Here is a 24,107-nt window from a genome sequence, read left to right as displayed (position 1 = left end):
CCCCCATGTTTGCTTCAGGCCAAGTTTGCTTCAGGCAGCGGTTTCGTCATCGGCAGGCGTGCCGAAGCCGCCACCACCCGGCGTTTCTATGACGATGGCATCGCCGATGGCCAGCGGCACTTCCGCCGTGCCGCCCAGATCGATCCGCGATCCATCCGCACGCTCGACCCATTGCCGCCCTGCCTGTCCCGGTGCGCCGCCCTGGAGACCGAACGGCCCTTCGCTGCGCCGCGACGAGACGATGGTCGCGGTCAACGGTTCCAGCGCCATGACCCGGCGCACCACGCCGTCGCCGCCGCGCTGCCGCCCCTCGCCGCCCGATCCCTTGCGGATCGCGAAACGTTCGAGCCGCACCGGATAGCGCATTTCCAGCACTTCCGGATCGGTGATGCGGGTGTTCGTCATGTGGGTATGGACCGCCGAGGCCCCGTCCGCGCGCGCGCTGGCTCCGGCACCGCCGCAGATCGTCTCGTAATACTGGACGCGCTCGTTACCGAACAGGAAGTTGTTCATCGTCGCCTGCGCGCTGGCCGTGGCGCCGAGCGCGCCCAGCAGGGCATTGCAGACGGCCTGGCTGACCTCGGTATTGCCCGCAACCACCGCCGCCCCGGGACGAGGCGAAAGGAACGTCCCTTCCGGCACGACGATGTCGAGCGGAACCAGGCACCCTTCGTTGAGCGGCAGGTCAGCATCGACCAGGCAGCGGAAGGCATAGAGCACCGAAGCGCGCGTGACCGCTGGAGGCGCGTTGAAATTGCCCGGACGCTGGGGGTCGGTGCCGGTGAAGTCGATCGTCGCGCTGCGGCGCGCGCGGTCAACGCTCACCTGGACACGCAGCCGCGCACCGTCGTCCATGCGGTAGTCGAAGACGCCGTCGCCGATACGATCGATCACCCGGCGCAGGCTCTCCTCGGCATTGGCCATCATGTGGCCGACGTAAGTGGAAACCGTGCTCCAGCCGTAGCGGCGCAGCAGGGCCATGATCTCGCGAATGCCGGTCTCGTTGGCCGCAACCTGGGCCTTGAGATCGGCCACGTTCATGTCGGGATTGCGCGCCGGATAGCGCGCCGCGGCAAGCAGATCGCGCAAGGCCTGCTCGCGGAACGTGCCACCTTCGAGCAGCAGGAAATCGGCGATGACGACGCCCTCCTGCTCCAGGCTGGTGGAGACCGCGGGGGTCGACCCCGGCGCGATGCCGCCGATATCGGCATGATGGCCGCGATTGGCCACGAAGAAGCGGATGTGTTCTCCCGTTTCGTCGAAGACCGGGGCCACCACGGTGACATCGGGCAAGTGGGTGCCGCCGCGATAGGGATCGTTGAGCGCGACCATATCGCCGGGCTTGAGGCTGCCGCCCCGCGCCGCCAGCACCGCGCGCACGCTCTCGCCCATGGCGCCGAGGTGAACCGGCACATGCGGCGCATTGGCGATCAGGTTGCCGTCCGCATCGAACAGGGCGCACGAGAAATCGAGGCGTTCCTTGATATTGACGCTGGTGGAGGTATGCCGCAGCACCGCCCCCATCTGCTCGGCAACGGCCATGAACATGTTGTTGAACAGTTCGAGCATCATCGGGTCGGCGACTGCGCCGTCGCGCCCCTTCAGCGCGGCCGAAGCGCCTTCCTGTCGCAGGACCAGATTGCCCCAGTCGTCCATCGTCGCCACCCAGCCCGGCTCGATAACGGTGGTGGCCAGCGGCTCGCGGACGAGCGCGGGGCCGACCACACGGTCCCCCGCCAGCAGCTCGGCGCGGTCGTGAACGGCGGCCTCGGTTTCCGCCCCTTCCGCCCAGAGCGCCATGCGGGTGAGGACCGGCAGCGGCTCGCCCTCGGGCCGCCGCGCCAGCCGGGGCATAGCAACGGTCTCGCCCGGCAGGATCGCCTCGACCTCGATACTGTCGACCACCAGCGAGCGACCGGGCGTGGAGAAGCCGAAGCGCGCGACATGGGCCTTGTCGAAGGCCTCCGCCATCGCCTCGGCATGGTCCAGCGCGACTGCTATGCCGGTGTCAGTGCCCTGATAGCGCAAGTGCACACGAGCTTCGGTACGCAGCGAGGCGCTTTCGCCACTCGTCGCGATCGTATCGGCCAGTTCCGCCCCGATCGCCTCGGCATCCTCGCGCAGAGCCTTGACCGTTCCGGCATCGAGCGGACGCTCGATCGCCACCCGCCGCACTTCGCTGCGATCGGCCAAGCCCATGCCATAGGCCGAAAGCACCCCGGCGAAAGGATGGATGAAGACCGTGGAAATGCCCAGTTCCGCCGCGACCATGCAGGCATGCTGTCCGCCTGCGCCGCCGAAGCACTGCAAGGTGAAATCGGCGGCATCGTGGCCGCGCTCGGTGGAGACTTCCTTGATCGCTCGCGCCATCGCCGCAACCGCCACGCGCACGAAGCTTTCGGCGACCTCGCGCGGGTCGGTGGCACGTCCGGTCGCCGCCTCCACTTCCTGTGCGAGCGCAGCAAAGCGCTGCGCGACGACATCCCGGTCGAGCGGCAGGTCCCCCTCCGGTCCGAAGATCGCCGGGAAGAACGCAGGCGCGATCCGCCCCAGCATGACGTTCGCATCGGTCACCGTCAGCGGCCCGCCCCGGCGGTAGCACGCAGGACCGGGATCGGCGCCCGCGCTGTCCGGCCCGACGCGGTAGCGCGCGCCGTCGAAATTCAGGATCGAGCCCCCGCCCGCGGCCACCGTGTTGATCGCTATCATCGGCACGCGCACTTTTGCGCCCGCCACCTCGGCGTCGATCACCCGCTCCAGCGCGCCCGCATAGAGCGCGACATCGGTGGAAGTACCGCCCATGTCGAAGCCGATGATCCGCTCGAATCCCGCCGCCTGCGCCGTCCGCGCCGCGCCGATGACGCCTCCGGCCGGGCCGGACAGGATCGCGTCCTTGCCCTGGAAGGTATCATGTTCGGTCAGTCCGCCGCTCGACTGCATGAAGTAGAGCGGCACATCGCCCAGCCGGTCGACGACGCGGCCCACGTAGTCGCTCAGCACCGGCGAGAGATAGGCATCGACCACCGTGGTCGAGGCGCGCGGCACCAGGCCGAGCAAGGCGCTGGTGCCGTGGCTGGTGGAGACTTGTGTGAACCCCGCCTGCCGGGCCAGTTCCGCCAGCCGCCGTTCAACCTCGGGGTATTTCCAGCCGTGCACCAGTGCGATGGCGCAGGCCGTGATGCCTTCACCGCGATGCCGCGCAAACATCCGCGCGGCGGTATCCTCATCGAGCCGGGAAATCGGATCGCCATCGACATCGCAGCGCCCGCCGACTTCCTCGACCGCGCTGTAGAGCTGCTGCGGCAGCCGGATATCGAGCGCGAAGAGATCGGGGCGGCTCTGGTCGCCGATTTCCAGAAGGTCGCCGAAACCCTCGTTCACCACCAGCAGCAGCGGCGCGCCCTGCCGTTCGAGCAGGGCATTGGTGGCGACCGTCGTGCCCATCTTCACCCCGGCCACGAGTCCCGCCGGCAGCGGCGCATCGAATTCGAGGCCGAGCAGGCTGCGTATCCCGGCCGTGGCGGCATCGCGATAGCGCTGGGGGTTCTCGCTCAGCAGCTTCGTCGAGACGAAAGTGCCGTCCGGGCGGCGACCGACGATGTCCGTGAAAGTGCCGCCACGATCGATCCAGAACTGCCAACCCGACGCCATCACCCACTCCGACGATTTACCGATAAATTGTCAATGAATAGCTTTCCGTCTGTCCTGTCAAGCGAGCACGTCTCCTCCCGCCCACGCCTTAGCCGCGGCATTGACAAGCCTTCACCCTCGATTTCATACGATCGCATGAGCGCCAACGAACCCGGTCCGATCATCTCTTCCGCACATCTTGCCGACGGTGCATCCCCTGCCCTGTCGGAGCTGGAATTCAGCCTGACCCTGGCCGCCAATGCCTATCAGAAATGGATCGTGCGCTGCGCTGCCGCGGCCGGGCAGCAGCTCAGTCCGCTGGAAGTTCTGGTGCTCCACTCCGTCCGCCATCGCGACCGGCCCAAGCGCTTCATGGACCTCATGCTGGTGCTTCATGTCGAGGATGCGCATCTGGTCAACTACGCCGTCCGCAAACTGTCGAACGCCGGGCTGGTGGAGACAAGCCGGGTCGGCAAGGAGAAGGTCATCGCCGTGACACAGGCCGGAATCGCCTTCTGCGACGCCTACCGCGCCATTCGCGAGAAAGTGCTGGTAGGCGACGTCAAGGCGTCGCTCAGCGAGGAAACGCTCTCGCAAACGGCGGAAAAACTGCGGATGCTCTCGGGAGACTACAACCAGGCCGCCCGCGCCGCAGCCACTCTATGAGCGCAGGGCGTCCGGTTTTTCCGGATCGCCCGCCCAAATCTCCCACCGCCTTAATCTCTCTGGGTCAAAAATCCGGAAATTCTCAGCGATTCTCGTGCGCGAGCACGTTCAGGCGCTTGCCGGTCACCAGTGTCTGGATCACGAAGAGCGCCATCAGGATCACGCCAACCGTACCGACGAACAGGTCGAAGCCCGAAACCACGCCGAACAGACCGCGTCCACTGCCCAGCACCATCATCATCGCGGTAAGGCCGATCAGCATGAAGCGCAGTTCGGTCGGTCCCGCCTGGAGGTAGGAGAGCTTGAATTCGCCGAGCACGCGGGCGGCGAGATAGGCATGGATCGACAGCAGGAGGTAGCCGACCAGCGCCACCATCGCCACGTCCATCGTAACGTAAGGGCTGGTGCCGATGCCCCAGACGATCAGCGCGGTCGTCAGCCCGTCGCAGCTGTGATCGATGAAATAGCCGTAGGACGGTCGCTCGATCTTGCGGAAGCGGGCAAGGCTGCCGTCCATGGAATCGCCGAACCACTGTACCACGTAACCGGCCATCGCCAGCCAGAGCCACCCGGCGGAAAGGTTGCTGGCCGCATAGCCGCCGAACGTCATGAACGCACCGACGAGGCCGGTGGCGGTCAGCAGGTCCGGCGTCACCCATCGCGGCATCCGGGCGCAGAGCCATTGCAGGAGCTGTCGCTCGCGCCGGGCCAGCAGGTTTTCCTGGATGCGGGTGGGCGGAGCGGGTTGGGCGGTGGTCTTGGCGTTCATGCAGGTCGTCCGGATTTTCTGGCATTGAAAGGCGTGTCGATCAGGACAGGCCACGGCCAGCCACGCCCCGCGAGCAAGGCCCGCGAGGTTTGAATCGAAAGGATTTTACAGAGTTCCATCGAAGGCTCCTGTGTGCGGGAGCCCGTTGGTCTCTCAGTCGCCGACACGCAAATTACAGCCGGTGATCGCGCCTCCATAGCCGAGGATGAGCCGATTGGCCAGTTGGCCGCCTTCGGCCAGCCCGCGCGGCCGTCAATTCACCGATTTAGAGGCGCGAAAACAGGGGGATCGGGGAGAACATCAGCGAGACCAGACCGCCCAGACTGAGCGCCACGAGAATGGCCCCGGTCAGTTCCATCAACCGGCGCGGCGATATCCGCCGCGTCAGCAAGGCCCCGAAAGGCGCGGCAAACACGCCGCCGATCAACAGGCCCGATGCGGCGATCGTGAAGGATTGCAGGCCCAGCCGTCCGATGAAGGCCGTCAGCACGGTAACCGTCACGAAGAACTCGGCTGCATTGGCCGTGCCGATCGCCATGCGCGGGGTCATGCCCTGTGCCATGAGGTTGCCCGTCACCATCGGCCCCCAGCCCCCGCCCGAGGCATCGAGGAAACCCGCGATCAGTCCGAGCGGACCGACCAGCTTCATGCGACGATAGGACTGCGGCCGCCTCGGCCCCCGCCAGATCAGGTAGAGCCCGACAGCGGCGAGATAGACCAGCACCGCCGGGCGCAGGATCGCCATGTTCACGCTCGTCAGCACCCAGACGCCCAGCAGGCCGCCGACAATGCCGGGCATGACCAGCCGCGCGAACAGCGGCCAGTCGACATTGCGCTGCAAGGCATGAGCGATGCCCGAGGCGCCGCTGGTGAAGCTCTCGACCCGGTGGGTCACCGCCGAGGCCGCGCCGGGCGGCAGGCCCAACAGCACCAGCAGCGAGTTGGAAAGCACCCCGAAGCCCATGCCGAGGCCGCCGTCCACCAGCTGCGCGAAGAATCCGGCGAGGATGAAGGGAGCGAGATCGGCCCAGGGAATGGCAGCCATGTCGATCATCCGCCCACCTTCCGGCGCAGCGAGGAAGCCGAACGCCCGATCCGGCCCGCCGGGGCAGTCGTCATGAACACCAGCGGGAAACAGAGCGCGATCATCGAAAGCACTACGCCCGGCACCACCCCCACGCCCGCCAGCCAGGGCAATACCGCCGCCCAGATCGCCGCGACCAGCACGATCATCAGCGTCCTTTCCTGTTCCTGATCGTTGAGCGCCGAAAGGTCGGCATTCACCCGGCCGTCGAACAAGGTCCTGAGACCCCGGCCGACCCGGCTCTTGCGATCGGTCAGGGCCGGAGGAAGCCCGGCATGGGCGAGGCAACTCAGACCGGCACCCACCATGCGCACGCCGACTGCGCTGGCGAAGCGGCGATAGTCGGGATTGCGGTCGCTGAGCGCCCTCAGACCCGCGCGCCCGCCGAAGGCGAGGTCCGCCAAGGCATTGCTTTCCGCCGCCGGGGCGACGACCGGCGCGGCCTCTTCCTGGGTCGAAATCACCCATTCGAGAATGGCCGAGGGTACGTCGTAGCCGGTCGCCCGCTCCAGCCCCTGGAAGCCCGGGGCCGAGTTCGCCTCGCAGATGCGGTAGCCTTCCTCGTCGAAGAGAATGTCGATGCCGGTAACGTCGAGTTCCAGCACGTCGGCGGCCTGCACCGCCAGCTCCGCCATTTCCGGCGGCGGATTGTAGGCAATGCCCACGCCGCCAAGCGAGACGTTGGACTTGAACCCGCCGGTCAGCGAGCGCCGCTCCATGGCCGCGATCACGCGCCCGCCCACCACCAGCACGCGCACGTCGCGGCCATGGCTGGCGCGCACGTAATGCTGGAGGATGAAATCGGCCTGGGCATCGGCGCTTTCGAGCAGGCCCGCGAGATCCTCGAACTGATTGCGATCCTCGCACTTGAGCACACCGGCGCCGCGCGTGCCCTTGAGCGTCTTGACGATGACCGGGAAGCCGAGTTCCCGCTCCACGAGATCGACGTCGATGGGGAACGTCCCCAGGATCGTGCGCGGAATCGGCAAGCCCGCGCGGTTGAGCGTCTGTAGCGTATGGAGCTTGTCGGCCACCTGTTCGATCGTCGCCGGTCCATTGACCAGCCGCACGCCCCTTCGCTCCAGATGGCGCAGCAGGGCGAGGGTGAAATAGTCCGTTTCCGCGCCGGTGCGGCAGATCACGAAGTCGGGGCGCTCCACCAGACGGCCCTGATAGGTCGTGCTCCAGCCCTCCTCCGCCCCGACCACGAGGTCGAACTTGTGGGGATGGAGCACCGACAGTTCGATGCCCATGGCGCTGGCCGCCTCCTGGAAGCGGAGCACTTCGGGCACTTCGGAGTTCGCGGGATCGAGGTCGCGATGAAACAGAATCCAGCCACGCAAGGCTTCAGGTCCCCCAGGATAGGCAGCAGCGGACTATTCCGCCGCGTCTGGCACAGCATGTCAATCTATTAAAAACAAAGCACATTAAGCACCTGAACGCATGAGGAGCGCGTCGGTGCCACGCGCCGGACCTTCCGCCAACGATCTTTGCCCCGCTGTCACACATTGCTGCGATTCCCGGTTCCCTCGCCCGTCCAAGGCTTTATGCACGGACAAGCGGCGCGCGAGTACGGCGCGCAAAGGAGAGAAAGATGATCCGCCACCTGCCATGGCTTCTCACCGGCCTTGTCGGCGCCGTCTCGCTCGGCGTCGTCGCGGTTTCGCGCGGAGAGACCGTGAACGCGCTGTGGATCGTGGTGGCAGCGGTGTGCTGCTTCCTCGTCGCCTATCGGTATTACGCGCTGTTCATCGCCCGCCACGTCATGAAGCTGGACCCGGCGCGGCCCACCCCGGCAATCCGGCGCGCCGACGGGCTGGACTACGTGGCGACCGACCGCACCGTGCTGTTCGGCCACCACTTCGCGGCCATCGCGGGTGCCGGGCCATTGGTCGGGCCGGTGCTCGCTGCGCAGATGGGCTACCTGCCGGGCACGCTCTGGATCATCGGGGGCGTGGTGCTCGCGGGAGCGGTGCAGGACTTCATGGTGCTGTTCATCTCGATGCGGCGTGACGGCCGCTCGCTGGGCGAGCTGATCCGCATGGAAATGGGCCAGGTGGCCGGGACAATAGCCCTGTTCGGCGCCTTCATGATCATGGTCATCATCCTCGCGGTGCTGGCGCTGATCGTCGTGAAGGCGCTGGCGGAAAGCCCCTGGGGCATGTTCACCGTGGCGGCCACGGTGCCGCTGGCCATGGTCATGGGCGCCTATACCCGCTGGATCAGGCCGGGACGGATCGGCGAAGTCTCCGTGCTCGGCCTCGTCGGCCTGCTCGCGGCCATCGTCTATGGGCAGGCAGTGGCGCAGTCGCCTATCTGGGGGCCGCTGTTCACGTTCACGCCGGTACAGCTCTGCTGGATCCTGATCGGCTACGGCGCGGTCGCCTCGGTCCTGCCGGTCTGGTTGCTGCTGGCCCCGCGTGACTATCTTTCGACGTTTCTCAAGATCGGCGCCATCGCCGCGCTCGCCATCGGCATCGTCATCATGGCCCCGCCGCTGAGAATGCCTGCCCTCACCGCCTTTGCGAGCGGCGGCGGCCCGGTCTTTTCGGGCGGTCTGTTCCCCTTCCTGTTCATCACCATCGCCTGCGGCGCGGTGTCCGGCTTCCACGCCCTGATCGCCAGCGGCACCACGCCCAAGCTGATCGCGAGCGAGACCGACGCCCCGCTGATCGGCTACGGCGCCATGCTGATGGAGGCCTTCGTGGCGATCATGGCACTGGTCGGAGCCTCGATCCTCGATCCCGGCATCTACTTCACCATGAACAGCCCCGCCGCCCTGATCGGCACCGACGCCTCCAGCGCCGCCCATGCGGTGACCGCCATGGGCTTCGCGATCTCCCCCGAAACCATCGCCCAGACCGCGCGGGACGTCGGCGAGCACACCATCATCTCCCGCGCGGGCGGCGCCCCGACGCTGGCCGTGGCCATGGCGGAAATCTTCTCCCATGTCGTCGGCGGACCGGCGATGAAGGCGTTCTGGTATCACTTCGCGATCCTGTTCGAGGCGCTGTTCATCCTCACCGCCGTCGATGCGGGCACCCGCGCCGGGCGCTTCATGTTGCAGGACCTGATGGCGCTGGCCGTGCCCCGCTTGAGCGAAAGCAGGAGCCAGATTCCCGGCCTCGTCGCGACGGCACTTTGCGTCGCGGCCTGGGGCTTCTTCCTGAACCAGGGCGTGACCGATCCGCTCGGCGGGGTGAACACGCTCTGGCCGGTGTTCGGCATTTCGAACCAGATGCTCGCCGCCATCGCGCTGATGCTGGCGACGGCCGTGCTGTTCCGCATGAAACGCGACCGCTATGCCTGGGTCACGCTGCTGCCGACCGCCTGGCTCCTGGTCTGTACGCTTTCGGCGGGCTGGCTGAAGCTGTTCTCCGCTGATCCCGCCGTCGGTTTCCTGGCCCATGGCGCAAAGTTTTCCGCCGCGCTGCAACGGGGAGAGGTCCTGGCACCCGCCAAGTCGCTGGAGCAGATGGAACGGATCGTCTTCAACGACCGGGTCGATGCCGCGCTGGTTGCCGTGTTCCTGGCGGTCGTGCTCTCGTTGATGGTCTTCACCTGGCGCACCTGCATGGCCTCGCGCCGCAGCACCGTGCCGACGGTGAACGAGATCCCGGCGCATCCGGTGGCGGCATGAGCGTGATCGGAACCTTGCGCCGCATGGCGCGGCTGATGGTCGGGGTGCCGGACTACGACGACTATGTCCGGCACATGACCGCGCACCATCCCGAGCGTCCGGTCATGGATCGCAAGGCGTTCTTCCGGGACCGTCAGGAGGCGCGGTATGGCGGCAAGAACGGCGGGCGATGCTGCTGACCGCTAGCGGGCAACCCGGCTGGGCGTAAAAACCGACAGCGGTCCCAGCTTTCGCTGGGATGACGAGGTTGCGGCTGCCGGAAACCGAAGGCCTGTGGCTCAGTGCCTGCGAATCACCAGCTTGGTCTCGCCGCAGAGGCTGCACTCGTCCTTGCTGCGCACGAAGCCGTTGGTTCCCACCAGCTCGCGGGTCTGGACATCCGCATGATGAAGCACGCTAAGTCCCAGCCTTTGCGTGATGCAGTCGTCACAGACCGGCTCCGGCGCGAGCCGGGCGACGAGTTTTTCGATGTCTTGCAGGATAGTCATGTTCATTGCCCTCGCCCTGCCCGTGCCAGCTTGGCGCGTTCCCGGCAATGGCAATTACGATAGCTGGAGTTTCGCTCAGGTAAACTCACCATGCCGGCAATGGGTGATCCGCTTTCCCGGTTGCCCCGCCATCATGTTAGCGCTATCTTTCAATCCAGAAGGTTAAACCGACCGGGAGATTGATGTGTCGAGGCGAATTTACGCAGCCCTTGCGGCAACCGCTTTCTGCGGCCTGATGGCGGCCTGTAACGGAACCGGCGGGGCGCCCGAAGCCACCGCTTCGGCAGACGCGACCGAAACCGGCGCCGCTTCCGGCAAGAAGTACCTTTCGCAGCCCCTCGTCAGCGAGATCTACACCGCCGACCCCTCGGCCCACGTGTGGAACGGCAAGTTCTACATCTATCCCAGCCACGACATCGACGGCCCGACGCCCGAGGACGACCTAGGCAGCCACTTCGAGATGCGCGACTACCATGTCCTGTCGATGGACAATGTTGGCGGCAAGGTCACCGTCGGTCCCGTCGCGCTGGACGTGAAGCAGGTGCCCTGGGCCTCGAAGCAGATGTGGGCGCCCGATGCCGCCTTCAAGAACGGCACCTACTTCCTCTACTTCCCGGCCAAGGACAAGCAGGGCGCCTTCCGCATCGGCGTGGCCACCTCGAAGGACCCGATGGGACCGTTCAAGGCGCAGCCCCAGCCGATCAAGGGCAGCTACTCGATGGACCCGGCCGTCTTCACCGACGACGACGGCCAGAGCTACATGTACTTCGGCGGCATCTGGGGCGGCCAGCTCCAGCGCAACGTGAACGGCAAGTACGACCCGAACGGCTCGAAGACCGACCTCCAGGCCGACGACAAGCCCGCCCTGCTCCCGCGCGTGGCGCGCATGAGCGGCGACATGCTGGAATTCGCCGAGGCCCCGCGCGAAGTGAAGATCGTGGACGAGAAGGGCAAGCTCCTGCTCGGCGGCGATCACGACCGCCGCTTCTTCGAAGCCTCCTGGATGCACAAGTACAAGGGCAAGTACTACTTCAGCTACTCGACCGGCGATACGCACTACATCGCCTACGGCATCGGCGATTCGCCCTATGGCCCCTTCACGTACAAGGGCCGCATCCTGAACCCGGTCGAAGGCTGGACCTCGCACCACTCGATCGTCGAGAAGGACGGCAAGTGGTGGCTGTTCTACGCCGATAGCCAGCTCTCCGGCCAGACCCGCCTGCGCAATGTGAAGGTCACCGAGCTGCACTACAACGAAGACGGTACGATCAAGACGATCGATCCCTTCGTGCATTGAGGCAAAGCCGGGATAGCGGACGGATGACCCGTTCGCTGTCCCGGCGTGATGTCGTTGGAGCGAGTTATCCTCTCCCTACAATCACTTGCCTCAAACACCTTTCGTCATTGCGAGCATAGCGAAGCAATCCAGGGCAGCTTAAGACCGACTCTGGATTGCTTCGCTATGCTCGCAATGACGACATGAGAGGTTCGCCGTGAAAGGGTACGAAAAGTGGCAGCGAGAGCAATGATCACAAAGCCCCCGTGCCTGTTGGCCGCCACGCTCGCCCTTCTTCCCCTCCCCGTCTTCGCGGCGCCCGCCCCGCAGATTGCGCTGACGTTCGACGACCTGCCCTCGCACACGCCCTACCCCGCGGGCGAGACGCCGGTCACGGTCGTCGACGCGATAGTGGCCGCGCTCAAGCAGGCCCATGCGCCTGCTTTCGGTTTCGCCAACGCGGGCAAGGGCCAACCGGATGAACCCGACACCGTGCTTTCCCACTGGCGCGCAGCCGGGCTTCCCTTGGGCAATCACGGCTACAACCACCTCAATCTCGACAAAGTAGGCGCGGCGCAGTTCATCGCGGAGGTGGACCGCAACCAGACGGCCCTCGCATCCTACGGAATGAAGCGGCTGCTGCGCTATCCCTTCCTCGCCGAGGGCAAGGATCCGGCCGTCCGCGACGCCGTGCGAAAGGCCCTGGCCGAGCGGCGTTATCGGATCGCCGGGGTCAGCCTGTCCTTCGATGACTGGGCCTGGAACGCGCCCTATGCCCGCTGCGCTGCGCAAGGGAATGGGGGCGCCATCGCCGATCTCGAAACGCGCTATCTCGAAGCCGCGCAAGCCGACGCGGAAGCGGCGCGCGGCGCGTCCCATGCGCGCTACGGCCGCGACGTGCCTTATGTGCTGCTGCTCCACGTCGGCGCATTCGACGCGCGCATGTTGCCGCGTCTGCTGGCTCTCTATCGCGAGATGGGCTTCCGCTTCATCCCGCTGGAGCAGGCGCAGCGGGACAAGTTCTACGCGGCGACCGATCCAACCCAACCCGGCCCCTCGCCCGCACTGCTGCGGACCGCCCCGCTTTCGCGGCCGGGCGACGAAGTCTGTCCGGCAACTTAACGCAGCAGTTCCAGCGGTATCGCCTCGCCCATGGCCTTGTATCCGGCCGGATTGGGATGCAGCGCATCGCCCACGTCGTAGGCCGGGTTCAGCCGATCCGGACGCGCGGGGTCGCGCATCACCTTGTCGAAATCGATCACGCCGTCGAAGTTTCCGGGCGTGCGTATCCAGGCGTTGACGGCCTGGCGGTCTGCCTCGTTGGCCGCGTCGGGGTGGTAATACTCGGTGCCCATGTCGGGCAGGATCGTCGCGCCGTAGACTTTGATCCCGTGGGCGCGGGCGCGGGTAACGATCTGGGCATAGGCACCGGTGATCTGCTCTACCATGGCGGCATGTTCCTGCGCGCTTACAGGCTTGAGGCGTGTCAGGTTGCCAAGGTCGTTGATGCCTTCGAGCAGGATCAGGTGGGTGACGCCGGGCAGCGCCAGCACGTCACGGTCGAGCCGGGCCATGGCATTGGGTCCGAGACCGTCGAGCAGCACGCGGTTGCCACCGATGCCCTGGTTGATGACCGCGCGCTTTCCGCCAAGGCGACGGGCGAGAACGTCGGTCCAGCGATCGTTACCGTTGGTGGTCGTGCCGCGTCCGTCGGTAATGGAATCGCCCAAGGCCACAACGGCCCCGCCGCCGCAGGCCCGCGCCTCTATGCCGGAGAGCATGTACCAGTGGTCGATGGTGCTAGCCGAAGGCAACTCCGCCTCCGCGACGTGATCGCCTGAAAGCCAGTAGGAGGTCGCGCGCGAGCCGGGGTGCGAGGTCTGCCGCTGAGGCACGGCCTCGAGATGGATCGAGACGGCAAGATCCTCGAAAGCCTTGACCGGCAGGTCGACCGGATCGGAGAGCCAGTCCGCGCCGGGCGGAATCACCGCGCGCGCCTTGCCGGAAAAGCGCAGGCGCGTGATCGACGCGGCATCCACGGCAGCCTTGTCGGCCTGCACCGCGCGCGCCAGCGTGGCCGCCTCGATCACCAGCGGGGTGTCACCGAAAGCGTTGGAAAAGCGCACCCGCAGCCCGCTGCCCCCGATCGAGGGGCGCACGATCTGCCGCAGGGTCACGTCGCGCAAGGCCTCCGCAGGCAGCGCATTATCGGCGCCCGGCTCCATTTGCGAAGAACCCCAAGCCGCAACCCAGGGGCAGGCGGCGGCCCAGGCAGGCACGGCCAAGCCGCTCGCCAGAAGCGCGGCAGTGAGGACGAGAGGACGAAATTTCGGCGGCATCGCATGACCCTCAAAAGAAATGAGCCGGCGATCATGGATCGCCGGCTCGCAGTTTTCAGGGAGGAGGAGTTCCCTGCAAGAACAATCAGAAGTTGGCGCGCAGGCCGACCAGGACCTGACGGCCCGGATAGTAGACCGAATAGGCTGCGTTCGAATATTCGAACGTGGTACGAAGCGGCTCGTTGGTGATGTTCAGCACGTCGAGCGTCAGACGCACGCCATTGTCGAGGAACGGCAGCTGGTAACCGGCCGAAAGGTCGAGCTGGCCGCGGGCATCGGAGCGCAGCGCCGCGCCCGGGATGTTGTTCTGCGGACCGTTCACCGCAATCGACTTGTCGTTCCAGACGTAGTTCAGGCTGACCGACAGACCGTGGTTCTCGTAGAAGCCCTGAAGGTTGTACGAATACTTCGAGACGCCGGTGGCGACGAGGCCCGAGGACGACGACTGGTCAAGATAAGTGCCGTTGGCCGAGAAGCCGAGGCCCTTGACGAGGAAGTCGAGCGGCTGAACCCAGGTCGCCTCGATGCCCTTGATCCTGAGGTCGGACAGGTTGACCGGGCGGTTCACCGTGATCGGCAGGTCGCTGATCGCGACGCCGGAAGCCGCAGCGCGGTTGCGCAGGGCATCCTGCTGGGTCGAGAGCAGGCTGTCGAACGGAATGTTCAGCGAACCGAAGCTGGCGCTGGTCACCTGCGTTTCGGTGAAGCCTTGGATGTTCTTCACGAAAGCCGAGAGACCGACATAACCGATGCCGCCGGTGTAGATTTCGCCGCCGATATCGTAGTTGTCCGAGGTGTAAGGCGTCAGGTCCGGGTTACCCGCGGTCGCCACCAGCGCCGAGGGGTCGGAGAAGGTGATGCCCGGCAGGATCTGGCCTGCGTCCGGACGGGTCATGGTCCGCGATGCCGAAGCGCGCAGCTTGACGTTGTCCAGAAGGTCGTAGGTCAGGTTGATCGAGGGCAGGAAGTTGTCGTAATTCGACTTCGCGGTGATGTCGACGATCGTGGTGCCGACCTGGCTCGGGCCGACGACGACCTGACGGGTGTGGGCATAGCGCATGCCCGCATTCACGTGCAGGTCGCGGCCGAACAGCTGGGTGACGCCGTTCAGTTCGAAGTAGGCGCCCCAGACCGTCTCGTCCATGTCGCCGGTCGCGCCGCCGGTCACCGCACCGCGTGCTTCCGGAGCGCTGTCACGGTAGCTGGCATAGTTGGTGGCGGCCTTCAGCGCGTCGAAGTCCGGCACCACGAAGGCGTTGTAGCCGACGCTGCCGCTGGCGAGATGGCCGAAGTTGCTGACCGGGAACTGCTTCAGGTACTGCGCGATCGCGGTGGTCGGAACCGAGCCGGTGGCGCCGGTGCAGCCGGTGCCGCAGACCGACTGCTGGTAGGCGATGGAATTGTCATAGGCGCGGATCGAACGCTGGGCGCGATCGTAGGCGCCGCCGACCTTGATGCTGAACTGATCGTCACCGATCGTGGTATCGAGGTGAGCGCCTTTGGTCTCGGTGCTGCGACGCACGAGCTGGATGTTCTGGCGATACCACTGCCAGCCGAGGTTCGGATCGTTGAGATCGACGTTCGTGGTGATGAGCGGCCGGTTCGCGGCACCTGTGTTGTCGTAATAGACATCCACGCCCGAGTTCGGTGCGGTCTGGAACGCGAAAGTCGGCTGTTCGCGGAAGAACTTGCTCTTCGACCAGTTGGCGCTCGCCTCCACCTTCACGGTATCGGAGGGCTGCCAGGTCACGCTCGGGTTGATGTTCCAGAACTTGGTGGTCTGCTTGAACTGGCTGGCTTCGAGGAAGAACGAAGAGTTCGCGAAAGTACCGCTGGTGACGACGCCATTGTCATCGACGGTGAGGTCGATCGGGACCATGCCGCCGGTCGCCTGCGCGCCGGTGCCGGGGCCCGAGTTGCGGACCTGCCAGTTCATGTTGACCTTGTTGTAGTCACGCTTGGACTTGGCCCAGATGCCGTCGAGCGCGAAGTGCAGCTCGTCGCTGGGGCGCCATTCGAGCGAGGCCAGCGCCGAGATGCGCGAGCGGTCGCCGCTGGTCAGGCTGTTGCGGCCGAGGCGCGGCAGCAGCGCGGTGCTGAGCTGGCTGCGGGTCAGGCCCGAAGTGGCGACGACGTCGACCGGCTGACCGGCAACGAGGCCGTGACCGGCATTGGCGGGAACCACCGAGGCCCAGTTCCAGTTGTTGTTGCCCGGATCGGTGCAGCCGGTGCCGCACGACAGGTTGCCGTCGCCCCAGCCCACGGTCTCGAAGCCGTCGACACGGGTCTTGGTCTTCACGCCGGCCACGCCGACGAGGATGCCGAAAGTATCGGTCGTGTGGCTGGCGACCAGCGCGCCGCGCGGGCTGACTTTGCCGTTGCTGTCGGTGTACTGACCCTGCGCCACGGCAGTGATATGCGTGCCTTCCTTGTCGAAGGGACGCGCGTTACGCAGATTGACCGTGCCGGCGATGCCGCCTTCGAGGGTCGAGGGCGTCGGGCTCTTGGCAAGGTCGAGCCGGGTGAAGAGTTCCGAGGGGAAGAAGTCGAGATCGACTTCGCGGTTGGCGCTGCCGCCGTTGGTGCCGCCGTCCGAAGCCACCTGAAGCTGCGAGCCGTTCAGCAGCACGCGGGTGAAGCTGGGGCCGAGGCCGCGGATGGCAACCTGGGTGCCTTCACCGTTGATATCGCGGTTGAGGCGCACGCCGGGCATGCGGTTCAGGGTTTCAGCAAGGTTGGTGGCGGGCAGCTTGCCGATATCCTCGGCGAAGATGGAGTCGCCGAAAGTCACGGCTTCACGCTTGGCGTTGGTGGCGCTGGCCAGCGAGGCGCGGATGCCGGTGACGATGATGTCCTCGCTCGTCGGCTCGTCCTGCGGCGCGGGCGCTGCTGCATCGGTGGTGGCAGCAGGCTCGGCATCCTGCGCGTAGGCAGCGGGAACGACGAAGCCCTGGAGCGCAGCGGCACTCAGGAGAACGGCACGAACGGAAATCAGGTTGGATCGCATTGGATATCCCCTCCCATGTAACGGTGCGTCCGCCTCATGGCGGATCGCGGCTTGCGCCACTGCTGGTAGCGCTATCATTGTTATCTACATATGCCCGGTGCAGCGGCGCGTCAACACTTATGTTAGCGGTATCTTTTATCTGTAGCTGTAGAGCTTTACCCTCTGGATCTGCCATTTCCCAGCTTCCAGGCGGATATGGCGCCCCTGATGAGTCTGGTCTCCGTTCAGCAGCCTGCCGGGCACCCACTTGCCGGTCTGGTCGAATTTGCCTTCGAAGGCCGAATCGATTCCAGCCAGAGCAGCGGTATCGGTCTTGGGCTTGAAGGTAACCGTGATCCCCTGCCCCGCAATCAGATATTCCTCCGGTGCGATCTGGATGATCATGCCGCCCGCCGCCGCGATCGCCGCGGTCGTGCCCGGCTGCGACGCATCGGCGCCGGGGTTCGCCACCGGCCTCTGGATGTCGGCATAAGCGATGGTGAAGCGGTAGGGTCCCACGTCACGGGTTTCCGGCTCGTAGACGAGCGTATCGTCATAGAGCTGGCGCGGCTTGAAGCCGACCATGCGATCGGTGCCCTGCGCGTCCAGAATATAGGGCTTGAGCTGCTGAAGCACCCCGTAGGCATCCTTCAGCGCACCTGGCTCCTCGTCCACCGAGTCGATCGAAAACGGGCCGAAGCCGATCGCGTCGAGCTGGCCGATGGCATAGAAGGCGTTTGCCGGTGCCGTCGGATTATTCGAGTTGTGCGCTTCGGGAATGAACAGCACGTTGTCCGGCCGCTTGTAGCCGTTCACGATATCCACGAAGTTCGGGAAATAGATGTCCGGCGCCAGGAAATCGAGGTGTGGGCCGCCAGCCTTCCAGACGTCGAGCAAGTGCGGCAGCGGGCCACCGCTGGGGTATTCGCCGGGAATGCGGCCCGGACGGTTGAGCGCGACGTTGACATACATCGGGATCGGGTAAGCCGCCTTGCCCGCCGCCGCGAGCTGGTCGGCGAAGCGGGCATAGTGCCAGGCGGCGAAGACTTCCGCCGAGGCGTCGCCGCCGCCGAACAGTTCGTCCCAGGAGCCGCTGGTGCGCGCACCGCGATCGAGCCACATCCTGCGCATGCCCGGCACGAGCGTGTCCTTGTGGGCGACGAGGTAGTTCACCAGCTCAGTCGGAACCGGCTCCCGGTAGGCGACAGTGGCGGCGGCGCTGTAGTCGCGCGCGACCGGCAGCATGCCGATCTCGTTCTCCACCTGCACTAGGACGACGGTGTTGTCCTTCGAATCCACCGCTTTCAGATGCGCCATGAGGGCGGCATAGGCCCGTTCGTCGGCCTTCAGCGTCTCCGTGCCGAACGTCGAGAGGATCTCCACGCCCTGTCCGTTCGGAAGCTGCGCACGCGGGAAGCGCTGCTGGTCGCGCTTCACCCAGGCGGGCACGTAAGTGGACATGGAGTTCTTCCACGCACCGAACCACAGGACCACCAGCTTGAGATTGTTGGCTCGCGCCGCCTTGAGCTGCGAATCCACCGAGGACCAGTCGAACGTGCCTTCGACAGGTTCGATCAGTTCCCACGACACCGGCGTCAGCACGGTATCGAGGTTCATCTCCTTCAGCCGCTTCCAGTGCGGCTCCATGTAAGTCGCGCTGGAGGAGGCGGAATTGCTGAGTTCGCCTGCGATCATCAACATGGGCTTGCCATTGACGATGAGCTGCTGCGTATCGCCCTTCGCCTCCAGACGCGGCGCATCGGCCAGAGCGGGAGCCGCCAGGCCGAGGCTGCCCGTGAGAGCGGTGACTGCCAGAATGGCAGTGCGGAAGGTCATGCGGTCTCTCCCAGGAAGGCAGCGATCACGGCGCGGGCGCCGGATGTTTCGAGATGGCCCAGATGCGCGGTGACGGCGTCGAGCACGGAAGTATCGGGGGTGTAGCCGAGGACGCCCAGCGCAGCGACCACCCGCGCACGCGGGCTTTCGGCACCGCGAAGGGCATCGGCCAGCGCCGCGGCGGCGGGATCGTCGACGGTGAAGCTCTCACCGGCGTCGGTCGTCCCTGCCTGCCAGCGCACCCAGGCCGCAACCGCGAGCGCGACGGCGGTGAAGGAGGCACGCTGCCCATGCACCGCGTCGAGCGGCGCTAGCAAGCGCTGGGGGAGCTTCTGCGAACCGTCCATGGCGATCTGGCGGGTGCGGTGCTGGAGTGCGCTGTTGGCGAAGCGCGCCATCAGTTCGCGGCGATAAGCGGCGATGTCCAGCCCGGTCGGCGGATCGAGCGTGGGCACGACTTCGTCCCAGAGCCGCTCGACGAACAGCAGCCCTTGTGCGGTGCCGACAAACTCGTGCACGAACTGGTCGCCCGCCAGGCCGCCGAGATAGGCGATCGCCGAATGCGCGCCGTTGAGCAGGCGCAGCTTGGCTTCCTCCCACGGAGCGACGGCGCCGGTAAGCTGAACGCCGAGGCCTGCGAAGTCCGGGCGCTCGCCCGCGAAGCTGTCCTCGATCACCCATTGCAGGAAGGGTTCGGCCTTGACCATGGCTCGATCTTCCACACCGATCAGGCCCGCGAGACCGTCGATGTCCTCGTCCGTCGTGGCAGGGACGATGCGGTCGATCATGGTGGCGGGGAACGTGCAATTTTCCGCGATCCATGTAGCGAGCGCCGGATCGTGCGCCTCGGCCATGGCAAGCACGGCGCCTTTCAGCAGGGCGCCGTTGTGCGGCAGGTTGTCGCAGGAGAGGATCGAGAGCGGCGAGAGGCCCTCGGCACGCCGACGCGCCAGCGCCGCAACCAAGAACCCCGCCGCCGTGCGCGGGCGCTCCAGCCCGGCGAGATCGGCGGCCACGTCCGGGTCCTCGGCCATGAGACGCCCGCTCTTGCGATCGAGGCAATAGCCCTTTTCGGTGATCGTCAGGGTGACGAGATGCGTATCGGGCGAAGCCAGCGCAGCAACGACCGCCTCCGGGTCCTCGGGCGCGACCAGCACCCGCTGCACCACGCCCATGATCTGCGGCGTCTGCTTTTCGCCTTCACGCACCAGCAGGGTGTAAAGCCCGTCCTGCGGGTTCATCTGGTCCCGCACCGAAGCGGAGCGCAGCGAGACGCCGATCACGCCCCAGCGCAGATCGCCGGATGCGAGCGCCGCCTCGAACACGGCGGCCTGATGCGCCCGGTGGAAGGCGCCGATCCCGAGATGGACGACGCCCGCCGAGACCGCCGCGCGGTCATAGGCGGGCCGGGCGACGGAGGCCGGAACGCCGGCAAGAGTGTCGTTCGAAAGCCTCACAGGTTGTACGCCGCCTTGACGAGATCATAGGCAAGCGCCCGCGCCACTTCGTGTGCCTCGTCCTCGGGCAAGCGGTGTTCGGCGACGAGCTGAGCCAGCCAGGCGCAGTCCATGCGGCGAGCCACATCGTGCCGCGCCGGGATCGAGAGGAACGCCCGGGTATCGTCGTTGAAGCCGACGGTGTTGTAGAAGCCGCCGGTCTCGGTCGCGCGTTCGCGGAAGCGGCGCATGCCCTCCGGGGAATCGTGGAACCACCACGGCGGACCGAGGCGCAGCGAGGGATAGTGCCCGGCCAGCGGCGCCAGTTCGCGCGAGTAGACATCCTCGTCGAGCGTGAAGAGGATCAAGGTCAGGCGCGGGTCGTTTCCGTAGCGGTCAAGCAGCGGCTTCAGCGCCTGCACGAACTCGCCCGCCATCGGAATGTCGCCGCCCTTGTCGCGCCCAAAGCGGTCGAGCACGGCCTGGTTGTGGCTGCGATGGACCGCGGGGTGAAGCTGCATCACCATGCCGTCCTCCACGCTCATCCCCGCCATTTCGGTCAGGATCTGGGCGCGGAACAGTTCAGCGTCGTCCTTGCTCGCGCCGGACAGAACGCGCTGATAGAGCGCCTCGCAATCCTCCGGCGAGAGATCGGCGGTCAGGGAGCTGGGGTGGCCGTGGTCGGTCGAGGTCGCCCCGGCCTCGCGGAAGCGGGCGCGGTGGAAGCGGTGCGCGGCGAGGTAGCCCGCATAAGTCGAAACATCTTCGCCCGCCATCTCGCCGAACTTCGCGACTTTCCCGGCGAAGCCCGGCGTTTCGGGATCGACGACCGGATCGGGGCGATAGGCGGTGACGACGCGGCCGCTCCAACCGCTTTCCCGGATCGCACGGTGATGGGCGAGCGGATCGAGCGGGCCTTCGGTGGTGGCGATCGCCTCGATGCCGAAGCGCTCGAACAGGGCGCGGGGGCGGAATGCCTCGGTCTTGAGCGCGGCGTCGATCACTTCGTAGTAGTGGCCGGCAGTCGTCTCATCGAGCAGCACGTCGAGGCCGAAGACTTCGGCGAAGACCCAGTCCAGCCACATGCGCGAGGGCGTGCCCCGGAACAGGTGGTAGTGCTGCGCGAAAATCGCCCAGATCTTGCGCGGGTCCTGCTCTACCGGGCTGCCGTCGACGCTCGGCACGCCCAGCGATTCCAGCGCCACGCCCTGCGAATAGAGCATGCGGAACACGTAGTGGTCCGGCACGATCAGCAGCGAAGCCGGGTCGGTGAAAGGCTCGTCGTAGGCGAACCAGGCCGGATCGGTGTGGCCGTGCGGGCTGACGATCGGCAGGTCCTTCACGCCCTCGTAGAGCGCACGCGCAATCGCGCGGGTGCCGGGATCGGCGGGAAACAGGCGGTCGGGATGGAGAACGAGCGGACGGGTCATGCTGTGGCTTTCTCAGCGTCGGGATCGGCGATCTGGTAACGGGGAAGAACGAGGTGAATGACGGCCAGCGCCACGAGATAGGCGCAGGAGGCGACCACGAAGATCGGCTCGTAGCTGCCCACGGTTTCGAGGATGGCACCGGCGAACTTGGCCATGAGCATGCCGCCCACGGCGCCCGCCAGCCCGCCGAGCCCGACGACCGATCCGGTCATCCAGCGCGGCATCGTGTCACCGGGAAGCGCGTAGAGGTTGGCGGAGAAACCCTGGTGTCCGGCGCAGGCGAGGCCGACCAGTGCAACCGCCGTCCAGAGGCCCGGCGCGTGCGGTGCCATGGCGATCGGCACGGCGCAGAGCGCGGCGAGGAACATCGCCGTCTTGCGCGAGCGGTTGACGCTCCAGCCCCGGCCGATGAAGCGCGAGGAAGCCCAGCCGCCCAGCACCGAGCCGACATCGGCCAGCAGGTAGACGGCGATCAGCGGCGGCCCGAAGTCCAGCATCTTCACGCCGAACTGCTTGTTGAAGAAGTCCGGCAGCCAGAACAGGAAGGTCCACCAGACCGGGTCGATCAGGAAGCGGCCCAGCATATAGGCCCAAGTCTGGCGATAGCCGAACAGCGCGCGCCACTTGACCGGGCGCGGCTTTTCGACAGGATCGGCCTCGATCCAGGCAAGCTCCTCGGCGCTCAGGTTCTTCTTGTCGCGCGGGCGGCGGTAGAAGCCGAGCCAGGCCGCCAGCCACAGGACCGTGAGCAGGCCGGTGAGGATGAAGGCCCAGCGCCAGCCCAGCGTCAGCGCGATGATCGGCACGACCAGCGGCGTCAGGATCGCCCCGACGTTGGAACCGGCGTTGAAGATGCCGATGGCGAAAGCGCGCTCGCGCTTGGGGAACCATTCGTTGGTGGCAGCGATGGCGGCGGGGAACGTCCCCGCCTCGCCGATGGCCAGCGGAATGCGCGCGAAAAGCATGCCGCTGGTGGAGGTGAACAGCGCGTGCGCCATGTGGCCCACCGTCCAGAGCGTCACGGCCAGGGCATAGCCCGCCCGCGCGCCGATCTTGTCGATCAGGCGGCCGAAGAACACATAGGCAATGCCATAGCCCGCCTGGAACCAGATCGCGAGGTCGGCATAGCCGCTCTCGCTCCAGCCGTAGCGCGCCTGAAGCTCGGGCTTGAGCGTGGGCAGGACCAGCCTGTCCACATAGCTCAGCACCACCGCCGCGAAGAGCAGCGCGCAGACGATCCAGCGGATACGGCCCGAGGGCTTCTTCGGCTCCGCCGCCGCGTCATTGATAGGCGTCACGCCGTTCACCGTGATCACCAGTTGTACATCGTGCCGTCTTCGAGGCGGTTTACCGGCAGGAAGGCGCGGCTGTATTCGTAGCCGGCGGCCAGTTCCTCGTCGATGTCCACGCCCAGGCCCGGCGCGTCGCCCGGATGCATCATGCCGTTCTCGAAAGTGTAGGCATGGGGGAAGACCGCGTCGGTTTCCGGTGTGTGGCGCATGTATTCCTGCACGCCGAAGTTCGGCACCGACAGGTCGAAGTGCAGCGCGGCGGCCATGCAGACCGGCGAGAGATCGGTGGCGCCGTGGCAGCCGGTGCGGATCTGGTAGAGATCGGCCAGCGCAGCGATCCGGCGCAGATGGGTGATGCCGCCCGCGTGGACCACGGTGGCGCGGATGTAGTCGATCAACTGGTTCTGGATCAGGTCCTTGCAGTCCCAGATCGAGTTGAAGATCTCGCCCACGGCCAGCGGCGCGGTGGTGTGCTGGCGGATCAGCTTGAACGCTTCCTGGTTCTCGGCAGGGGTCGCGTCTTCCAGCCAGAACGGGCGGTACGGCTCCAGATCCTTGCCGAGGCGGCCCGCCTCGATCGGGGTCAGGCGGTGGTGGATGTCGTGCAGCAGGTGCACGTCCCAGCCCAGCGCCTCGCGCGCGGCCTTGAACAGTTCGGGCACGACGCGCAGATACTTCGCGGTGTTCCAGACGTTCTCGGTCGGCAGGTCGGCGTCGGCGGGCTCGTAGAAATACTTGTCCTTGGAGACGCCGTAAGTCGAAGCCATGCCCGGCACGCCGCACTGGAGGCGGATCGCCTTGTAGCCCTGCGCCTGGTAATCGAGCGCGACGTTGATCGTATCCTCGATGGTCGTGCCGTTGGCGTGGCCGTAGACCATCACGCCTTCACGGCTTGCGCCGCCGAGCAGCTGGTAGACCGGCAGCCCGGCGATCTTGCCCTTGATGTCCCACAGCGCCATGTCGACAGCGGCGATGGCGGTCATCGTCACCGGGCCGCGGCGCCAGTAGGCACCCTTGTAGAGGTACTGCCAGACGTCCTCAATACGGTGCGCGTCGCGGCCGATCAGGCAGGGGATCACATGGTCGGTCAGGTAGCTGGCCACCGACAGCTCGCGGCCGTTGAGGGTCGCGTCCCCGACGCCGGTGGTGCCATCGTCGCAGGTGATCTTGAGCGTGACGAAGTTGCGACCCGGGCAGGTGATGATGACCTTGGCATCGACAATCTTGGGCATTGG

The 24,107-nt window shown here is 66.3% G+C and carries 17 protein-coding genes; 5 read left to right on the top strand and 12 right to left on the bottom strand.

Going from position 1 to position 24,107, the window contains the following annotated elements; translation table 11 throughout:
• Window positions 1-30: 30 nt before the first annotated feature.
• Complete coding sequence (locus tag V7066_RS17145; protein ID WP_334184197.1) at window positions 31-3,651, bottom strand: hydantoinase B/oxoprolinase family protein; 3,621 nt, start codon at window positions 3,649-3,651, stop codon at window positions 31-33.
• A 135-nt stretch (window positions 3,652-3,786) separates the two neighbouring features.
• Between V7066_RS17145 and V7066_RS17140 the strand changes: the two genes are divergently transcribed.
• The gene (locus tag V7066_RS17140; RefSeq protein ID WP_334184196.1) at window positions 3,787-4,296 is read left to right on the top strand and encodes a winged helix DNA-binding protein; all 510 of its coding nucleotides are present in this window, start codon (window positions 3,787-3,789) and stop codon (window positions 4,294-4,296) included.
• A gap of 82 nt (window positions 4,297-4,378) precedes the next feature.
• On the opposite strand, the gene V7066_RS17135 is transcribed toward V7066_RS17140, so the two are convergent.
• From V7066_RS17135 to V7066_RS17125, 3 genes are all read right to left on the bottom strand, one after another.
• Window positions 4,379-5,065 carry a CDP-alcohol phosphatidyltransferase family protein gene (locus tag V7066_RS17135; protein WP_334184195.1) on the bottom strand — a complete coding sequence of 229 codons (687 nt, stop codon included), beginning with the start codon at window positions 5,063-5,065 and terminating at the stop codon, window positions 4,379-4,381.
• Between the two features lie 265 nt (window positions 5,066-5,330).
• A complete protein-coding gene (locus tag V7066_RS17130; protein WP_334184194.1) occupies window positions 5,331-6,119 on the bottom strand; it encodes a sulfite exporter TauE/SafE family protein in 789 nt (262 codons plus the stop codon).
• Window positions 6,116-7,492 carry an ATP-grasp domain-containing protein gene (locus V7066_RS17125; RefSeq protein WP_334184193.1) on the bottom strand — a complete coding sequence of 459 codons (1,377 nt, stop codon included), beginning with the start codon at window positions 7,490-7,492 and terminating at the stop codon, window positions 6,116-6,118. Before V7066_RS17125 ends, V7066_RS17130 begins: the two co-directional genes overlap by 4 nt.
• 251 nt (window positions 7,493-7,743) lie before the next feature.
• On the opposite strand from V7066_RS17125, the gene V7066_RS17120 reads away from it, so the two are divergent.
• Together V7066_RS17120 and V7066_RS17115 are read left to right on the top strand one after the other, a co-directional pair.
• Window positions 7,744-9,789 carry a carbon starvation CstA family protein gene (locus tag V7066_RS17120; RefSeq protein WP_334184192.1) on the top strand — a complete coding sequence of 682 codons (2,046 nt, stop codon included), beginning with the start codon at window positions 7,744-7,746 and terminating at the stop codon, window positions 9,787-9,789.
• Window positions 9,786-9,968 carry a YbdD/YjiX family protein gene (locus tag V7066_RS17115; protein WP_334184191.1) on the top strand — a complete coding sequence of 61 codons (183 nt, stop codon included), beginning with the start codon at window positions 9,786-9,788 and terminating at the stop codon, window positions 9,966-9,968. The genes V7066_RS17120 and V7066_RS17115 overlap by 4 nt, the downstream gene beginning before the upstream one ends.
• Window positions 9,969-10,067: 99 nt before the next feature.
• On the opposite strand, the gene V7066_RS17110 is transcribed toward V7066_RS17115, so the two are convergent.
• A complete protein-coding gene (locus V7066_RS17110; protein WP_086492567.1) occupies window positions 10,068-10,277 on the bottom strand; it encodes a hypothetical protein in 210 nt (69 codons plus the stop codon).
• Between the two features lie 235 nt (window positions 10,278-10,512).
• On the opposite strand from V7066_RS17110, the gene V7066_RS17105 reads away from it, so the two are divergent.
• Together V7066_RS17105 and V7066_RS17100 are read left to right on the top strand one after the other, a co-directional pair.
• Complete coding sequence (locus tag V7066_RS17105; protein WP_442947341.1) at window positions 10,513-11,574, top strand: glycoside hydrolase family 43 protein; 1,062 nt, start codon at window positions 10,513-10,515, stop codon at window positions 11,572-11,574.
• Between the two features lie 228 nt (window positions 11,575-11,802).
• The gene (locus V7066_RS17100; RefSeq protein ID WP_334184190.1) at window positions 11,803-12,675 is read left to right on the top strand and encodes a polysaccharide deacetylase family protein; all 873 of its coding nucleotides are present in this window, start codon (window positions 11,803-11,805) and stop codon (window positions 12,673-12,675) included.
• On the opposite strand, the gene V7066_RS17095 is transcribed toward V7066_RS17100, so the two are convergent.
• From V7066_RS17095 to manD, 7 genes are all read right to left on the bottom strand, one after another.
• Window positions 12,672-13,892 carry an SGNH/GDSL hydrolase family protein gene (locus V7066_RS17095; RefSeq protein WP_334184189.1) on the bottom strand — a complete coding sequence of 407 codons (1,221 nt, stop codon included), beginning with the start codon at window positions 13,890-13,892 and terminating at the stop codon, window positions 12,672-12,674. The genes V7066_RS17100 and V7066_RS17095 overlap by 4 nt on opposite strands.
• Before the next feature lie 85 nt (window positions 13,893-13,977).
• The gene (locus V7066_RS17090) at window positions 13,978-16,899 is read right to left on the bottom strand and encodes a TonB-dependent receptor (protein WP_334184188.1); all 2,922 of its coding nucleotides are present in this window, start codon (window positions 16,897-16,899) and stop codon (window positions 13,978-13,980) included.
• 135 nt (window positions 16,900-17,034) lie between these two features.
• On the bottom strand, window positions 17,035-18,714 hold the full coding sequence (locus V7066_RS17085; RefSeq protein ID WP_334184187.1) for a GH35 family beta-galactosidase: 1,680 nt from the start codon (window positions 18,712-18,714) through the stop codon (window positions 17,035-17,037).
• Window positions 18,711-20,171, bottom strand: coding sequence for a mannitol dehydrogenase family protein (locus V7066_RS17080; RefSeq protein ID WP_334184186.1), 1,461 nt, complete (start codon window positions 20,169-20,171; stop codon window positions 18,711-18,713). Before V7066_RS17080 ends, V7066_RS17085 begins: the two co-directional genes overlap by 4 nt.
• Entirely contained in the window at window positions 20,168-21,580 is a 1,413-nt protein-coding gene (gene uxaC / locus V7066_RS17075) for a glucuronate isomerase (RefSeq protein WP_334184185.1), read from the bottom strand. Before uxaC ends, V7066_RS17080 begins: the two co-directional genes overlap by 4 nt.
• Window positions 21,577-22,869, bottom strand: coding sequence for an MFS transporter (locus tag V7066_RS17070; RefSeq protein WP_334184226.1), 1,293 nt, complete (start codon window positions 22,867-22,869; stop codon window positions 21,577-21,579). The genes uxaC and V7066_RS17070 overlap by 4 nt, the downstream gene beginning before the upstream one ends.
• 23 nt (window positions 22,870-22,892) lie before the next feature.
• Window positions 22,893-24,104: a D-mannonate dehydratase ManD gene (gene manD, locus V7066_RS17065; protein WP_334184184.1), complete on the bottom strand. Its 1,212-nt coding sequence runs from the start codon at window positions 24,102-24,104 to the stop codon at window positions 22,893-22,895.
• Between the last annotated feature and the right edge of the window lie 3 nt (window positions 24,105-24,107).

The organism is Novosphingobium sp. (genome assembly GCF_036820275.1).
Taxonomy (GTDB): Bacteria; Pseudomonadota; Alphaproteobacteria; order Sphingomonadales; family Sphingomonadaceae; genus Novosphingobium.
The sequence above is the reverse complement of the archived record's forward strand: the minus strand, read 5'-3'. Positions and strand labels throughout refer to the sequence as shown.

Bases quoted from the DNA above. Each gene is read 5' to 3' on its own strand.
- V7066_RS17145 (WP_334184197.1), bottom strand. From the start codon at position 3,651: ATGGCGTCGGGTTGGCAGTTCTGGATCGATCGTGGCGGCACTTTCACG.
- V7066_RS17140 (WP_334184196.1), top strand. From the start codon at position 3,787: ATGAGCGCCAACGAACCCGGTCCGATCATCTCTTCCGCACATCTTGCC.
- V7066_RS17135 (WP_334184195.1), bottom strand. From the start codon at position 5,065: ATGAACGCCAAGACCACCGCCCAACCCGCTCCGCCCACCCGCATCCAG.
- V7066_RS17130 (WP_334184194.1), bottom strand. From the start codon at position 6,119: ATGATCGACATGGCTGCCATTCCCTGGGCCGATCTCGCTCCCTTCATC.
- V7066_RS17120 (WP_334184192.1), top strand. From the start codon at position 7,744: ATGATCCGCCACCTGCCATGGCTTCTCACCGGCCTTGTCGGCGCCGTC.
- V7066_RS17115 (WP_334184191.1), top strand. From the start codon at position 9,786: ATGAGCGTGATCGGAACCTTGCGCCGCATGGCGCGGCTGATGGTCGGG.
- V7066_RS17110 (WP_086492567.1), bottom strand. From the start codon at position 10,277: ATGACTATCCTGCAAGACATCGAAAAACTCGTCGCCCGGCTCGCGCCG.
- V7066_RS17105 (WP_442947341.1), top strand. From the start codon at position 10,513: ATGGCGGCCTGTAACGGAACCGGCGGGGCGCCCGAAGCCACCGCTTCG.
- V7066_RS17100 (WP_334184190.1), top strand. From the start codon at position 11,803: ATGATCACAAAGCCCCCGTGCCTGTTGGCCGCCACGCTCGCCCTTCTT.
- V7066_RS17095 (WP_334184189.1), bottom strand. From the start codon at position 13,892: ATGCCGCCGAAATTTCGTCCTCTCGTCCTCACTGCCGCGCTTCTGGCG.
- V7066_RS17090 (WP_334184188.1), bottom strand. From the start codon at position 16,899: ATGCGATCCAACCTGATTTCCGTTCGTGCCGTTCTCCTGAGTGCCGCT.
- V7066_RS17085 (WP_334184187.1), bottom strand. From the start codon at position 18,714: ATGACCTTCCGCACTGCCATTCTGGCAGTCACCGCTCTCACGGGCAGC.
- uxaC (WP_334184185.1), bottom strand. From the start codon at position 21,580: ATGACCCGTCCGCTCGTTCTCCATCCCGACCGCCTGTTTCCCGCCGAT.
- manD (WP_334184184.1), bottom strand. From the start codon at position 24,104: ATGCCCAAGATTGTCGATGCCAAGGTCATCATCACCTGCCCGGGTCGC.